We start from the raw sequence: 14,036 nt of genomic DNA, 5'->3' as shown, positions 1-14,036 counted from the left end.
CGCCCGCCGCCCCTAGCGCCCTGTTCGCGGCAGGGCAAGCGGTGTTGCGGGCGTATCGACGTTGACCCGCAAAAAGCTATCAGCGGTTTTCCACCATGACCATCGCAGAATTGAGCGGCGCACACGTCGGGACTAGCGCAGGACGGCGAGCCGCGGATTGTCGTTCGCAGCCGACCGAACGTGCGGCCGCCACAGGAGTATCAGTGCCGTCACCAGCGCGAGTGTCGCAGCAAGCGGTAAGGCAGATGCTGCAAGCGCGCTCGCCGCGACGACCGCCGCCAGTACGCGTCGGTCTGGCGCAAGGACGGCAAGCGCGACCGGAATCGCCATCGAAGTCTGCTGAATCACCAGCGCCGCACCGAGCGCGACCATCGTCGCAGTAGAGATCAGCGCGCGCCCGTGCAGCGAACGCGTGGTCAACGAGGCAGTTACCCATGCCGATGCACCGATACCGACGGCGAGAAGCAGGCCATCGGCGGCGCCATCCGGCGTGATCGCCGCGAGGCCGATCATCCCGCGGCCATCGGGCAGGGGCATGGCGCCGAGCGCCATCGCGGTCGCTGCCGCCGCCACCGGGGTCAGCAGTAACAAAGGTGCCCGAACCCGTCGCCGGATCGCGACGCCGATCGCGACCGGCAACAGCATCGCCCCATAGGCGACGAGACCGCAGGCAAGTCCGGCGGCGATCAGCATCGCCGTGTAGCGGCGCTCGCCTGCCGCGACGACGACCGCGATCAGTGCCAGATCGGCCAGCAGTGCCTTCGGACCGCCCGCGAAGATCGCCTCGACCAAGATGGCAGTGCCCGTCACCAGGATAACCGGCAGCGGGTCAGTGCGCGGCAGGATTCGGTGCAGGGACGGGGGCGTATCGACGGTCACCGGCGATCCTTGCCCCGGTCCGCCTTTAGACCCCGTAAACATGGTTCCAGGGGCCGGCGGTGCCATTGACCGCTTCCGAGTCTGTGCGTATAGGCGCGCCCTGTTCGACGGGACCGTTCCTGCCGGACATGCTTGAACATTGCTGGATGCGATCCAGGGCCCGGGTGGCGTCAGCCACCCAAGGGGTCCTTTTTGTATTCCTCGGCGCCCCAGGGCTCCAGCAAAGTAACCATTTGAAAGGTGAAGGCTTCAATGCCGACGATCAACCAGCTGGTCCGCAAGGGCCGCGACCCGCAGAAGGCCAAGTCCAAGGTCCCTGCGATGGAAGCCAACCCGCAGAAGCGCGGCGTTTGCACCCGCGTCTACACGACGACCCCGAAGAAGCCGAACTCGGCTCTGCGCAAGGTGGCCAAGGTTCGCCTGACCAACCAGCGCGAAGTCATCAGCTACATCCCGGGCGAGGGCCACAACCTGCAGGAGCACTCGGTGGTCCTGATCCGTGGCGGTCGTGTCCGCGATCTTCCCGGTGTTCGCTACCACGTCCTGCGCGGCGTGCTCGATACACAGGGTGTGAAGGACCGGCGTCAGTCGCGTTCCAAGTACGGCGCCAAGCGTCCGAAGTGATCATGCCGGGGGCATGATCATCCCGGAAGATCGTTTCAGGCGATCTATCCGGGATCCAGGCTCCGGACTCGAAGCTCAGTAAGCCCCGGACGTGTTCCGGATCAGCTGAAGAACAAAAGGAATTTGAAATGGCACGTCGCCGTCGTCCAGAAAAGCGTATCATCCTCCCCGATCCGAAGTACGGTGATGAGGTTCTCTCCAAATTCATGAATTCGGTCATGCTCGACGGCAAGAAGTCCGTCGCCGAACTGATCGTCTACGGTGCTTTCGAGACCGTCGAGCAGCGCGCCAAGCGCGATCCGATCGGCGTGTTCCACGACGCGCTGACCAACGTGAAGCCGGGCATCGAAGTCCGCTCGCGTCGCGTCGGTGGTGCGACCTACCAGGTCCCCGTCGAGGTTCGCCCCGAGCGCGCCCAGGCGCTGGCCATTCGCTGGCTGATCGGCGCGGCACGCGCCCGCAGCGAGAACACGATGGCCGCGCGGCTGTCGGGCGAGCTGATGGACGCTGCCAACAACCGTGGCAACGCCGTCAAGAAGCGCGAAGACACGCACCGGATGGCGGAAGCCAACCGCGCCTTCTCGCACTACCGCTGGTAAACCGGTGCGGGTGGTCTATCGCCCGCAACGTATAACGCCTATATATTGGGGAGCCGGTTCTGCTGGCTCCCCATATCTTTAAGGAAGCACGATCATGGCCCGCAGCCATCCGCTCGACCGTTACCGCAACATCGGCATCATGGCGCACATCGACGCCGGTAAGACGACGACGACCGAGCGCATCCTCTATTACACCGGCAAGTCCTACAAGATCGGCGAAGTGCATGAAGGCACCGCGACGATGGACTGGATGGAGCAGGAGCAGGAGCGCGGGATCACGATCACGTCCGCCGCGACGACGTGCAAGTGGCGCGCCGAAGAGGGCAAGGGCGAAGAGCACCTGATCAACATCATCGACACCCCCGGGCACGTCGACTTCACGATCGAAGTCGAGCGTTCGCTGCGCGTGCTCGATGGTGCGGTCGCATGCTTCGACGGCGTTGCCGGCGTCGAGCCGCAGTCCGAGACCGTGTGGCGCCAGGCCGACAAGTACGGCGTGCCGCGCATGTGCTTCGTCAACAAGCTCGACCGCACCGGCGCCGATTTCTACTTCTGCGTCGACTCGATCATCGAGCGTCTCGGCGCACGTCCGGCGGTCCTGTATCTGCCGATCGGCATGGAAGGCGGCTTCAAGGGCCTCGTCGACCTCGTCGAGAACCGTGCGATCATCTGGCTCGAAGAGAGCTTGGGTGCGAAGTTCGAATATCAGGACATTCCGGCCGACATGGTCGAAAAGGCTGCCAAGTATCGCAGCGACCTGATCGAGATGGCCGTCGAGCAGGACGATGACCTGATGGAGGCGTATCTCGAGGGCAACGAGCCGAGCACGGCCGACCTCAAGAAGCTGATCCGCAAGGGCACGCTCGCGATGGCATTCGTGCCGGTCGTTTGCGGCTCGGCGTTCAAGAACAAGGGCGTTCAGCCCCTGCTCGACGCCGTGGTCGACTATCTGCCGAGCCCGCTCGACGTCCCCGCGATCCAGGGTCTGAAGCTCGACGGCGTGACGCCGGACGAGCGTCCGTCCTCGGACGAGGCACCGTTCTCGGCGCTCGCGTTCAAGATCATGAACGATCCCTTCGTCGGCACGCTGACCTTCGCACGCATCTATTCGGGCAAGCTCGAAGCGGCGTCGATGGTCACCAACTCGGTGAAGGACAAGAAGGAAAAGGTCGGTCGCATGCTGCTGATGCATGCGAACAGCCGTGAGGACATCCAGGAAGCGTTCGCTGGCGACATCGTCGCTCTGGCGGGCCTCAAGGACACCACCACGGGCGACACGCTCTGCGCGCAGACCGCACCGATCATCCTCGAGCGGATGGAATTCCCCGAGCCTGTGATCGAGCTGTCGGTGGAGCCGAAGACCAAGGCCGACCAGGAGAAGATGGGCGTCGCGCTCAATCGTCTCGCACGCGAGGATCCGTCGTTCCGCGTGTCGTCGGACCCCGAGTCGGGCCAGACCATCATCAAGGGCATGGGCGAGCTCCATCTCGAGATCCTGGTCGATCGCATGAAGCGCGAGTTCAAGGTCGAGGCGAACGTCGGTGCACCGCAGGTGGCGTATCGCGAGTATCTGAAGAAGCCGGTCGACGTCGACTACACGCACAAGAAGCAGTCGGGTGGCACTGGCCAGTTCGGCCGCGTGAAGGTCAAGGTCACGCCGGGCGAGCGCGGTTCGGGCATCGTCTTCAAGGACGAGATCAAGGGCGGCAACATTCCGAAGGAATATCTGCCCGCCATCGAGAAGGGCTTCCGCGAAACCGCCGCGTCGGGTTCGCTGGTCGGCTTCCCGATCATCGACTTCGAGATCGTGCTGTATGACGGCGCGTATCACGACGTCGACTCGTCGGCACTGGCGTTCGAAATCTGTGCACGCGGCGCGATGCGCGAAGTCGCACAGAAGTCGGGCATCACGCTCCTCGAGCCGGTCATGAAGGTCGAGGTCGTTACCCCGGAGGATTATCTGGGCGACGTCATCGGCGACATGAACAGCCGTCGTGGCCAGATCCAGGGCACCGACAGCCGCGGCAACGCGCAGACGGTCGAGGCGATGGTCCCGCTGGCGAACATGTTCGGCTACGTGAACTCGCTCCGCTCGTTCACCCAGGGCCGCGCGCAGTACTCAATGCAGTTCTCGCACTATGACGAAGTGCCGCAGAACGTCGCGGACGAGGTGAAGGCGAAGCTGGCGTAATCGCCTCCCTCCGCCGTTCGTCCTGAGCGAAGTCGAAGGACATTCGCTCGGGCGCACGGGGAGGGGGCTTCGACTGCGCTCAGCACGAACGGATGTTGGTGCTAGCGCGAATGGAAATGAGCCGCTACAGGGCCGCGTTCGCGTGGCCCCCGGTGGCACCGGAATTCGAATCAGAAGGTAGGAAATCATGGCCAAGGCAAAATTTGAGCGGAACAAGCCGCATCTCAACATCGGCACCATCGGTCACGTCGACCATGGCAAGACGTCGCTGACCGCAGCGATCACGAAGGTCCTCGCCGAGACCGGCGGCGCCACGTTCACCAGCTACGCCAACATCGACAAGGCTCCCGAGGAGCGCGAGCGCGGCATCACGATCTCGACCGCACACGTCGAGTACGAGACGCTTGCCCGTCACTACGCGCACGTCGATTGCCCGGGCCACGCCGATTATGTGAAGAACATGATCACCGGTGCAGCCCAGATGGACGGCGCGATCCTCGTCGTGTCGGCGACCGACGGCCCGATGCCGCAAACCCGCGAGCACATCCTGCTCGCACGCCAGGTCGGCGTGCCGACGATGGTCGTGTTCATGAACAAGGTCGATCTGGTCGACGACGAGGAAATCCTCGAGCTGGTCGAGATGGAAATCCGCGAGCTGCTCTCGAAGTACGACTTTGACGGCGACAACATCCCCGTCATCCGCGGTTCGGCTGTTGCAGCGCTCAACGACACCACGCCTGAGATCGGCCATGACGCCGTCCTCAAGCTGATGGAAGCCGTCGACACCTACCTGCCGCAGCCCGAGCGTCCGCTCGACAAGCCGTTCATGATGCCGATCGAGGACGTGTTCTCGATCTCGGGTCGCGGTACGGTTGTCACTGGCCGCGTCGAGACCGGCATCGTGAAGGTTGGCGAAGAAGTCGAGATCGTCGGCATCCACCCGGCAGTCCGCAAGACCACGGTCACGGGCGTTGAGATGTTCCGCAAGCTGCTCGACTCGGGCCAGGCTGGCGACAACATCGGCGCGCTGATCCGCGGCGTCGGCCGCGAAGAGGTCGAGCGTGGCCAGGTGCTCTGCAAGCCCGGCTCGATCAAGCCGCACACCGACTTCGCATCGGAAGTCTACGTGCTGTCGAAGGACGAGGGTGGCCGTCACACGCCGTTCTTCGCCAACTACCGCCCGCAGTTCTACTTCCGCACCACGGACGTCACCGGCACCGTCGAGCTGCCTGAGGGCACCGAGATGGTCATGCCCGGCGACAACGTCGCGCTCGGCATCAAGCTGATCGCACCGATCGCCATGGACGTGGGCCAGCGCTTCACGATTCGCGAAGGCGGCCGTACGGTTGGTTCGGGCATCGTCAGCGGTATCTCGAAGTAATCTTCTTCTCCTTCGGGAGGTGAACGAAAGAGCCCGGCTTCTCGCGAGAGAGGCCGGGCTTTTTCGTGTCTGGCGCGGGGGCGTCGCAAACTTTCGCGATCATGATGCTAGGATTTAGTCGAGCTGCGTCGCTTGCCGCCCCCTCCGTGACGCTACGCGTGCCACCTCCCCCTGGCGGGGGAGGATTGCGGGGCTCGCTTCTCTAATCCTCCCCCGCCAGGGGGAGGTGGCGCCGAAGGCGACGGAGGGGGCGGCAGCGCTCACCTCTCGAAGGCGGCGCGGCGTTCGACAGCGACGGCAACGATCTGTCGGAGGATGTCATCGAGGTTCGAGAGGACCTCGCACGCCGGGTAGCGGAGGACGCGGATACCTCGCGCGACGAGCCATGCATCGCGGACGGCGTCTCGCGCCGGGCGGGTCCCGCGGTTATGGGCCTCGCCGTCGACTTCGATCGCAAGGCGGGCCGGGGCGCAGTAGAAGTCGAGGACATAGTCCGCGGCCGCGTATTGCTTCCGGAAGCGCAGCCCCGCGTCGTTGCGGCTGAGCGCAAGCCACATCGCGATCTCCGGTGGCGTCATCTCGTTGCGGAGGCGCTTTGCGTTGCGGCGGCCGTTCGGTGACCCTTCCAAGCGCATCGCCTACCGCCCCCTCCGTCACGCTTCGCGTGCCACCTCCCCCTGGCGGGGGTGGATTTCAGCGCTCACCCTAACGTCGAGTCGCCAACCTCGACAATCCTCCCCCGCCAGGGGGAGGTGGCGCCGAAGGCGACGGAGGGGGAGGACGGCGGCGCCCTCGATCGTGCCCAACCGCCACCCAAAAATCCCACACCCCCGGTTGCCTTTCCCCCGACTCTCCCGTATGCGCCCGCCTTCGGTTTGAACATCAATCAGCAAGAGCCCTGAAACGGGCCCGCTCTTTCGCATCGGTAGGGACTATGGACAGCAATATCCGCATTCGTCTGAAGGCGTTCGATCACCGCGTGCTCGATCAGGCCACCGGCGACATCGCCGACACCGCCCGCCGCACCGGCGCGCTCATCCGTGGCCCCATTCCGTTGCCGACGCGCATCGAGAAGTTCACGGTTCTGCGCGGGCCTCACGTCGACAAGAAGTCGCGCGAGCAGTTCGAAGTCCGCACCTACAAGCGCATGCTCGACATCGTGCAGCCGACCCCGCAGACGGTCGACGCGCTGATGAAGCTCGACCTCGCGGCCGGCGTTGACGTAGAGATCAAGCTGGCCTAAGGGCCACGCTTCCTCGGCAGGTCATCCTGCCGGGTTCGTGTTTCCGCGGAGGCGGAAATCCAGTTCGGACGAGGCTTCGGCCAGTGTCCGACTGAAAAAGAGATACCGCTGGTGGCTTGCTACCGGGTCTGCGTCTCCCGTTTCGTCCGGTTCGCCGGATCCCAGCCCGGGACGGGGGCTCGCATCGCATATTCCGGGCTGGAAGGGGCACCATCGAGGCATTTCGCTTCGGTGGCGTTTCGTATTTGGCGCCTTGTCGCGGCTCCGGTCGCGGCGGGCACCGCAAGCCCCCGGGGAATCGTCCTGCGGGGGCCTCTGTCGAGGAAGGGACAAGATCATGCGTACTGGCGTGATCGCGAAGAAGATGGGGATGACCCGCCTGTTCCAGGACGATGGTCGGCACGTGCCGGTCACGGTTCTGGCACTCGAAGGCAATCAGGTCATTTCCGTTCGCGAAATGGATCGTGACGGCTACACCGCCGTCCAGCTTGGTGCAGGCGTCGCCAAGTCGAAGAATGTCGCAAAGCCGCAGCGTGGCCATTTCGGCAAGGCCGAAGTGGAGCCCAAGGCTGTCGTCCATGAGTTCCGCGTGAACGCTGACGGCCTGCTCGACGTTGGTGCCGAGATCTCGGCAGACCATTATGTCGCAGGCCAGATCGTCGATATCCAGGGCAAGACTCAGGGTAAGGGCTTCCAGGGCGGCATGAAGCGTTGGGGCTTCGGCGGTCTGCGGGCAACCCACGGCGTGTCGGTCTCGCACCGTTCGCTCGGTTCGACTGGTCAGCGCCAGGATCCGGGCAAGGTCTTCAAGAACAAGAAGATGGCCGGTCACATGGGCGACAAGTATCGCACCCAGCAGAACCTCGAGATCGTATCGACCGACGTCGAGCGTGGTCTCCTGTTCGTCAAGGGTTCGGTTCCTGGCTCCAAGGGCGGCTGGCTCTTCGTCAAGGACTCGGTGAAGGTCGCGCGCCACGCCGACGCACCGTTCCCCGCCGGTCTCAAGACCGCCAACAGCAACACTGCAGCAGATACGCCGGCCGAAACGACCGACGCACCCGCAGCCGACGGCCAGGAGGGCTGAACGTGAAGGTCAAGATTTCATCCTTCGCCGGCACCGACACGGCGGACATCGAGCTCAACGACGAGGTCTTCGGCCTCGATCCGCGCGCCGACATCCTGCACCGTGTCGTCACCTGGCAGCTCGAGAAGCGTCGCGAGACGGCTCGTGGCACCCGCGAGCGTGCAGACGTCGCGCGCACCGGCAAGAAGTTCGGTCGCCAGAAGGGTGGCGGTACCGCCCGTCACGGCGATCGCCGCGCTCCGGTGTTCATCGGCGGTGGTAAGGCGCACGGCGCCCGCGTCCGCGACTTCAATCCCGGCCTGAACAAGAAGGTTCGCGCTCTGGGCCTGAAGATGGCGCTGTCGAGCCACGCCAAGGCTGGCACGCTGGTCGTCATGGACAGCCTCGTCGTCGAAGGCGGCAAGACGAAGACCCTGCTCGGCGATCTCGCCAAGCTCGGCTTCGGCAAGCGCGCGCTGGTGATCGATGGTGACATGGTCGAGACGAGCTTCGCGTTCGCCGCCGGCAACCTGTTCGAAGTGGACGTGATGCCGGCAGCCGGCGCCAACGTCTACGACATCCTGAAGCATGACACGCTGGTGCTCACCCGCGCCGCTGTCGAAAAGCTGGAGGCGCGCTTCCATGGCTAAGAAGCAGAACGGCACGATCGATAACCGTCACTACGACGTTATCCTCGCGCCGCACATCACCGAGAAGACGACGACCCTGTCGGAGCACAACGCGGTGGTGTTCAAGGTGTCCAACGACGCCACGAAGCCCGAGATCAAGGCCGCTGTGGAAGCGCTGTTCGACGTCACCGTCGTCGGCGTCAACACGCTGGTCCAGAAGGGCAAGACCAAGAAGTGGAAGGGCACGAACTATTCGCGCTCGGACATGAAGAAGGCAATCGTGACGTTGAAGGACGGTCAGTCCATCGACGTGACGACGGGGATCTGAGGCCATGGCACTCAAGCATTATAATCCGACATCGCCGGCCCGCCGCGGCCTCGTCCTGGTCGACAAGTCGTCGCTCTGGAAGGGCAAGCCCGTCAAGGCGCTGACCGAAGGCAAGCACAAGACCGGCGGCCGCAACAACAAGGGCCATGTGACCTCGCGCGGTATCGCGGGCGGTCACAAGCAGAAGTACCGCTACATCGACTTCAAGCGTCGCAAGTGGGACGTCGAGGGCACCGTCGAGCGGATCGAGTATGATCCCAACCGCACCGCGTTCATCGCCCTGGTCAAGTACCCGGACGAGGAGCTGGCCTACATCCTGGCGCCGCAGCGTCTGGGCGTCGGCGACAAGGTGATCGCGGCCAAGAAGACCGACGTGAAGCCTGGCAACGCCATGGAGCTCGGTCAGATGCCCGTCGGCACCATCGTCCACAACGTGGAGATGAAGCCGATGAAGGGTGGCCAGATCGCCCGTTCGGCCGGCACGTACGTGCAGGTCGTCGGTCGCGACAAGGGCATGGTGATGGTTCGCCTCAACTCGGGCGAGCAGCGCTACATCCGCAGCGATTGCATGGCGACGGTTGGCGCGGTCTCGAACCCCGACAACCAGAACCAGAACTTCGGCAAGGCCGGTCGTTCGCGCTGGATGGGCATCCGCCCGCTGACGCGCGGCGTCGCCAAGAACCCGGTCGACCATCCGCACGGCGGTGGTGAAGGCCGCACCTCGGGTGGCCGTCATCCGGTTACGCCGTGGGGCAAGCCGACGAAGGGTGCTCGCACTCGTCACAACAAGTCGACCGACAAGATGATCATCCGGTCGCGTCACGCGAAGAAGAAGGGCTAAACGAATGGCTCGTTCCGTATGGAAGGGTCCGTTCGTGGACCTTCATCTGCTCAAGAAGGCAGAAACCGCCCAGGACACCAACGCGCGTTCGCCGATCAAGACCTGGTCGCGCCGCTCGACGATCCTGCCGTCGTTCGTGGGTCTCACGTTCAACGTCTACAATGGCCGCAAGTTCGTGCCGGTGTCCGTCAACGAGGACATGGTCGGCATGAAGCTCGGTGAGTTCGCGCCCACGCGCTACTTCCCGGGTCACGCCGCCGACAAGAAGGGCAAGCGCTGATGTCTAAGCAGGCAGCACCCCGCAAGGTCGCCGACAACGAGGCTCTCTCGGTCGGCACCCAGATCCGCGGTTCCGCGCAGAAGCTCGGCCTCGTCGCCGCGCTCATCCGCGGCAAGAAGGTCGGCGATGCGATGAACATCCTCGCCTTCTCGACCAAGGGCATGGCGATCGAAGCCCGCAAGGTTCTCGCATCCGCGATTGCCAATGCAGAGAACAACCACAACCTCGACGTCGACGCGCTCGTCGTCGCCGAGGCGTCGGTGGGCAAGTCGATCACGATGAAGCGCTTCGCGACCCGTGGTCGCGGCAAGTCGACGCGCATCCTCAAGCCGTTCTCGCGGCTGCGGATCGTCGTTCGCGAGCAGGAAGAAGCATAATGGGTCAGAAGAGCAACCCCATCGGTCTGCGTCTGCAGATCAACCGTACCTGGGACAGCCGCTGGTACGCCGAAGGCGCCGACTATGGTCGTCTCCTGCTTGAGGATCTCAAGATCCGCGCGTTCATCTTCAAGACGCTGCCGCAGGCCGCGATCTCGAAGGTCGTGATCGAGCGTCCGGCCAAGCTCGCGCGCATCTCGATCTTTGCTGCACGCCCCGGCGTGATCATCGGCAAGAAGGGTGCGGACATCGAGAAGCTGCGCTCGACGATCGGCGCGATGACGTCGTCGACGGTGTCGCTGAACATCGTCGAGATCCGCAAGCCGGAAGTCGATGCGCGCCTGGTCGCCCAGGGCATCGCCGACCAGCTCGAGCGTCGTATCGCCTTCCGTCGCGCCATGAAGCGTGCGGTCCAGTCGGCGATGCGTCTGGGTGCCGAAGGCATCCGCGTCGGTTGCGGCGGTCGTCTCGGCGGCGCCGAGATCGCACGGTCGGAATCGTACCGTGAAGGCCGCGTTCCGCTGCACACGCTGCGCGCGAACATCGATTATGCCGAAGCCACGGCGCACACGTCCTACGGCGTTTGCGGCGTCAAGGTCTGGGTCTTCAAGGGCGAGATCCTCGGCAACGATCCCACGTCGTATGACCGGATCATGATGGAGGCTCAGACCTCCGGCGTGCGTCCGCAGCGCGACGATCGTCGCTAAGGGTCAGGAACAGACATGCTGCAACCAAAAAAGACGAAGTTCCGGAAGGCCTTCAAGGGCAAGATTTCCGGCGACGCAAAGAGCGGCTTCTCCCTCAACTTCGGCTCCTACGGGCTGAAGGCGATGGAGCCGGAGCGGATCACCGCGCGTCAGATCGAGGCGGCCCGCCGCGCGATCACGCGTCACATCAAGCGCCAGGGGCGTTTGTGGATCCGCATCTTCCCGGACGTTCCCGTCTCGGGCAAGCCTGCCGAAGTCCGCATGGGCTCGGGCAAGGGCGCGCCGGAGTTCTGGGCTGCCCGCGTGAAGCCGGGCCGGATCCTGTTCGAGCTCGACGGTGTCGAGGGCAAGATCGCCGCAGAGGCGTTCGAGCGGGCGGCCATGAAGCTGCCGATCAAGGTAAAGGTCGTTGCCCGCCTGGGTGACACCTCGCATCTGGGAGGCGAGTAAGATCATGGCTCGTATCGACGACATGAAGACCAAGAGCGACGACCAGCTGTCGGAATCGCTCGGCGAGCTGAAGCGCGAGCAGTTCAACCTCCGCTTCCAGGCGGCGACGAACCAGCTCGAGAAGCCCAGCCGCGTTCGTGAAGTCCGTCGCGACATCGCGCGGATCAAGACCCTGCAGTCGCAGCGCACCAGCGCCGCGGCCGCGAAGTAAGGAACACATCATGCCGAAGCGCGTGCTGACCGGTCTGGTCGTGTCCGACAAGGGCGACAAGACGGTGGTCGTGAACGTCGAGCGTAAGGTGAAGCACCCGCTCTACGGGAAGATCATCCGTCGCTCGAAGAAGTATCATGCTCATGACGAGAGCAACGAGTTCAAGCAGGGCGAGACCGTGCGGATCGAAGAGACCGCACCGATCTCCAAGCTGAAGACCTGGAAGGTGATCGAGCGGGTCAACACCCACGCGACGCCGGAGCGGGCTTCGGCCGAGGGCTGAACCCCGCGCGCACCCCACGCGTCATCCCAGCGCAGGCTGGGATCTCGTGCGGTGGAGCGAGCGGCTCGAACCAAAAGACCCCAGCCTACGCTGGGGTGAGGGGTTTGGGATGATATCGGGGCGCTTGCGTCCCATCGACGGAGCGGCTACAGGGCCGCTCCCCCCGGTGCGGTTCTCCGCGCCGGGGTGATTTTTTAGGCGGGGTCCGGTCGGTATCGGCCCCAGAGAGAGAAGGGATACGGATCCATGATCCAGATGCAGTCCAATCTCGACGTCGCTGACAACAGCGGCGCGAAGCGGGTGCAGTGCATCAAGGTGCTTGGGGGTTCCAAGCGTCGTGTTGCAGGTGTCGGCGACATCATCGTCGTCTCCATCAAGGAAGCGCAGCCGCGCGGCCGCGTGAAGAAGGGCGACGTTCACCGCGCCGTCATCGTCCGCACCGCCAAGGACATCCGTCGCGCAGACGGCACGGTCATCCGCTTCGACGGCAACGCCGCGGTGCTGGTCAACAAGAACGAGGAGCCGATCGGCACCCGTATCTTCGGCCCAGTTGTTCGCGAACTGCGTGGCAAGAAGCACATGAAGATCATCAGCCTTGCGCCGGAGGTGCTGTAATGGCGTCCGCTCGTATCAAGAAGGGTGACAAGGTCATCATCCTGTCCGGCAAGGACAAGGGCAAGACCGGCGAAGTCACCATGTCGATGCCGAAGGCCGACAAGGTCGTCGTGGCCGGCGTGAACATCGCCGTGCGTCACACCAAGCCGACCCAGGGCGACCCGCAGGGTGGCCTGGTCCGCAAGGAAGCGCCGCTGCACGTTTCGAAGGTCGCGCACGTGACCGCCGACGGCAAGCCGACCCGCGTCCGCTTCGAGGAGCAGGACGGCAAGAAGGTCCGCGTTGCGGTCAAGACCGGGGAGAAGATCGGTGGCTGATGCAACCTACACGCCGCGGATGCGGAAGCTGTACGACGAGACCATCGTCAAGGCGATGACCGAGAAGTTCGGCTACAAGAACGTCATGGAGATCCCCCGGATCGACAAGATCGTGCTGAACATGGGTGTCGGCGAAGCGACGCAGGACAAGAAGAAGGTCGACCAGGCCGCTTCGGAAATGCAGCTGATCGCGGGCCAGAAGCCCATCGTCACCAAGGCGAAGAAGTCGATCGCACAGTTCAAGCTGCGCGAAGGCATGCCGATCGGCGTGAAGGTCACCCTTCGCCGCGAGCGCATGTACGAATTCCTTGATCGCTTCATCACGATCGCTCTTCCCCGCGTCCGCGATTTCCGTGGGCTGAACCCAAAGAGCTTCGACGGCCGTGGCAACTATGCCTGCGGTCTGAAGGAGCAGATCGTGTTCCCGGAAATCAGCTATGACCAGGTCGACAAGGTCCGGGGCATGGATGTCATCGTGACGACGACGGCCAAGACCGACGACGAGGCGCGCGAGCTGCTCCGCCTGTTCGGCTTCCCGTTCCCGATCGAGGAAGCTGCCGACGAGAAGCAGGCAGCCTAACCCGAATTCCCCTCCCGCTTGCGGGAGGGGCTAGGGGAGGGCCTGTCCGTCCAGGTGACGGTGCAGAACCTCCCACCCCCGACCCCTCCCCCGGGATGGGCACAGAAGAAAGAAAGAACTTAAGTCGATGGCGAAACTGAGTTCAGTCAACAAGAACGAGCGTCGCAAGGCGTTGGTCAAGCAGTACGCGCCCAAGTTTGCGGCGTTGAAGGCGATGGCCAAGGACGCGACCCTCGATGACGGCGAGCGCCTGATGGCCCGCCTCAAGATGTCGGCATTGCCGCGCAACGCGAACCCGACGCGCATCCGTAACCGGTGCGAGCTTACCGGTCGTTCGCGCTCCTACTACCGCAAGTTCCGGCTCTCGCGGATCATGCTGCGCAATCTGGCCAACAAGGGCCTGATTCCCGGCGTCACGAAGTCGAGCTGGTAAGGACA

The 14,036-nt window shown here is 64.1% G+C and carries 21 protein-coding genes; 19 read left to right on the top strand and 2 right to left on the bottom strand.

Annotation, left to right across the window (positions count from 1 at the left end; all coding sequences use genetic code 11):
* Positions 1-132: 132 nt before the first annotated feature.
* Positions 133-879, bottom strand: coding sequence for a hypothetical protein (locus tag FSB78_RS11180; protein WP_147082717.1), 747 nt, complete (start codon positions 877-879; stop codon positions 133-135).
* 252 nt (positions 880-1,131) lie between these two features.
* Between FSB78_RS11180 and rpsL the strand changes: the two genes are divergently transcribed.
* The 4 genes from rpsL to tuf all read left to right on the top strand — a co-directional run bounded on the left by rpsL (position 1,132) and on the right by tuf (position 5,674).
* Positions 1,132-1,503 (top strand): 30S ribosomal protein S12, encoded by a 372-nt coding sequence (gene rpsL, locus FSB78_RS11175; RefSeq protein WP_010164594.1) that lies wholly within the window; start codon positions 1,132-1,134, stop codon positions 1,501-1,503.
* Positions 1,504-1,631: 128 nt separating this feature from the next.
* Positions 1,632-2,102, top strand: coding sequence for a 30S ribosomal protein S7 (rpsG, locus tag FSB78_RS11170; protein WP_147082716.1), 471 nt, complete (start codon positions 1,632-1,634; stop codon positions 2,100-2,102).
* A 94-nt stretch (positions 2,103-2,196) separates the two neighbouring features.
* Positions 2,197-4,293 (top strand): elongation factor G, encoded by a 2,097-nt coding sequence (fusA, locus tag FSB78_RS11165; protein WP_147082715.1) that lies wholly within the window; start codon positions 2,197-2,199, stop codon positions 4,291-4,293.
* A gap of 187 nt (positions 4,294-4,480) precedes the next feature.
* Positions 4,481-5,674, top strand: coding sequence for an elongation factor Tu (gene tuf / locus FSB78_RS11160; protein ID WP_147082714.1), 1,194 nt, complete (start codon positions 4,481-4,483; stop codon positions 5,672-5,674).
* 260 nt (positions 5,675-5,934) lie between these two features.
* On the opposite strand, the gene FSB78_RS11155 is transcribed toward tuf, so the two are convergent.
* Complete coding sequence (locus tag FSB78_RS11155; RefSeq protein WP_147082713.1) at positions 5,935-6,309, bottom strand: endonuclease domain-containing protein; 375 nt, start codon at positions 6,307-6,309, stop codon at positions 5,935-5,937.
* 299 nt (positions 6,310-6,608) lie between these two features.
* Between FSB78_RS11155 and rpsJ the strand changes: the two genes are divergently transcribed.
* The 15 genes from rpsJ (at position 6,609) to rpsN (ending at position 14,031) form a co-directional block, all read left to right on the top strand.
* Complete coding sequence (gene rpsJ, locus FSB78_RS11150; RefSeq protein ID WP_147082712.1) at positions 6,609-6,917, top strand: 30S ribosomal protein S10; 309 nt, start codon at positions 6,609-6,611, stop codon at positions 6,915-6,917.
* 337 nt (positions 6,918-7,254) lie between these two features.
* The gene (rplC, locus tag FSB78_RS11145) at positions 7,255-8,001 is read left to right on the top strand and encodes a 50S ribosomal protein L3 (RefSeq protein WP_147082711.1); all 747 of its coding nucleotides are present in this window, start codon (positions 7,255-7,257) and stop codon (positions 7,999-8,001) included.
* Between the two features lie 2 nt (positions 8,002-8,003).
* Positions 8,004-8,630: a 50S ribosomal protein L4 gene (gene rplD, locus FSB78_RS11140; protein WP_147082710.1), complete on the top strand. Its 627-nt coding sequence runs from the start codon at positions 8,004-8,006 to the stop codon at positions 8,628-8,630.
* Positions 8,623-8,937: a 50S ribosomal protein L23 gene (locus FSB78_RS11135; RefSeq protein WP_147082709.1), complete on the top strand. Its 315-nt coding sequence runs from the start codon at positions 8,623-8,625 to the stop codon at positions 8,935-8,937. Before rplD ends, FSB78_RS11135 begins: the two co-directional genes overlap by 8 nt.
* Positions 8,938-8,941: 4 nt before the next feature.
* Positions 8,942-9,778: a 50S ribosomal protein L2 gene (gene rplB, locus FSB78_RS11130; RefSeq protein WP_147082708.1), complete on the top strand. Its 837-nt coding sequence runs from the start codon at positions 8,942-8,944 to the stop codon at positions 9,776-9,778.
* A gap of 4 nt (positions 9,779-9,782) precedes the next feature.
* The gene (gene rpsS, locus FSB78_RS11125) at positions 9,783-10,058 is read left to right on the top strand and encodes a 30S ribosomal protein S19 (protein ID WP_147082706.1); all 276 of its coding nucleotides are present in this window, start codon (positions 9,783-9,785) and stop codon (positions 10,056-10,058) included.
* Positions 10,058-10,435: a 50S ribosomal protein L22 gene (rplV, locus tag FSB78_RS11120; protein WP_147082704.1), complete on the top strand. Its 378-nt coding sequence runs from the start codon at positions 10,058-10,060 to the stop codon at positions 10,433-10,435. Before rpsS ends, rplV begins: the two co-directional genes overlap by 1 nt.
* Positions 10,435-11,142, top strand: a complete 708-nt coding sequence (gene rpsC / locus FSB78_RS11115) for a 30S ribosomal protein S3 (protein ID WP_147082702.1) — start codon at positions 10,435-10,437, stop codon at positions 11,140-11,142. Before rplV ends, rpsC begins: the two co-directional genes overlap by 1 nt.
* A gap of 15 nt (positions 11,143-11,157) precedes the next feature.
* Positions 11,158-11,592 carry a 50S ribosomal protein L16 gene (gene rplP / locus FSB78_RS11110; RefSeq protein WP_147082699.1) on the top strand — a complete coding sequence of 145 codons (435 nt, stop codon included), beginning with the start codon at positions 11,158-11,160 and terminating at the stop codon, positions 11,590-11,592.
* Between the two features lie 4 nt (positions 11,593-11,596).
* A complete protein-coding gene (rpmC, locus tag FSB78_RS11105; RefSeq protein WP_147082697.1) occupies positions 11,597-11,803 on the top strand; it encodes a 50S ribosomal protein L29 in 207 nt (68 codons plus the stop codon).
* Positions 11,804-11,813: 10 nt separating this feature from the next.
* On the top strand, positions 11,814-12,086 hold the full coding sequence (gene rpsQ / locus FSB78_RS11100; RefSeq protein ID WP_031393756.1) for a 30S ribosomal protein S17: 273 nt from the start codon (positions 11,814-11,816) through the stop codon (positions 12,084-12,086).
* A 246-nt stretch (positions 12,087-12,332) separates the two neighbouring features.
* Positions 12,333-12,701, top strand: coding sequence for a 50S ribosomal protein L14 (gene rplN / locus FSB78_RS11095; protein ID WP_031393755.1), 369 nt, complete (start codon positions 12,333-12,335; stop codon positions 12,699-12,701).
* Positions 12,701-13,018 (top strand): 50S ribosomal protein L24, encoded by a 318-nt coding sequence (rplX, locus tag FSB78_RS11090; protein WP_147082695.1) that lies wholly within the window; start codon positions 12,701-12,703, stop codon positions 13,016-13,018. Before rplN ends, rplX begins: the two co-directional genes overlap by 1 nt.
* On the top strand, positions 13,011-13,598 hold the full coding sequence (gene rplE, locus FSB78_RS11085; RefSeq protein WP_147082693.1) for a 50S ribosomal protein L5: 588 nt from the start codon (positions 13,011-13,013) through the stop codon (positions 13,596-13,598). The genes rplX and rplE overlap by 8 nt, the downstream gene beginning before the upstream one ends.
* Positions 13,599-13,725: 127 nt before the next feature.
* Entirely contained in the window at positions 13,726-14,031 is a 306-nt protein-coding gene (gene rpsN, locus FSB78_RS11080) for a 30S ribosomal protein S14 (protein WP_147082691.1), read from the top strand.
* The last annotated feature ends 5 nt before the right edge of the window (positions 14,032-14,036 follow it).

The organism is Sphingomonas ginsenosidivorax (genome assembly GCF_007995065.1).
Lineage (GTDB): Bacteria > Pseudomonadota > Alphaproteobacteria > Sphingomonadales > Sphingomonadaceae > Sphingomonas > Sphingomonas ginsenosidivorax.
Note: the sequence above shows the minus strand (reverse complement) of the source record. Positions and strands in the feature narration are given on the sequence as shown.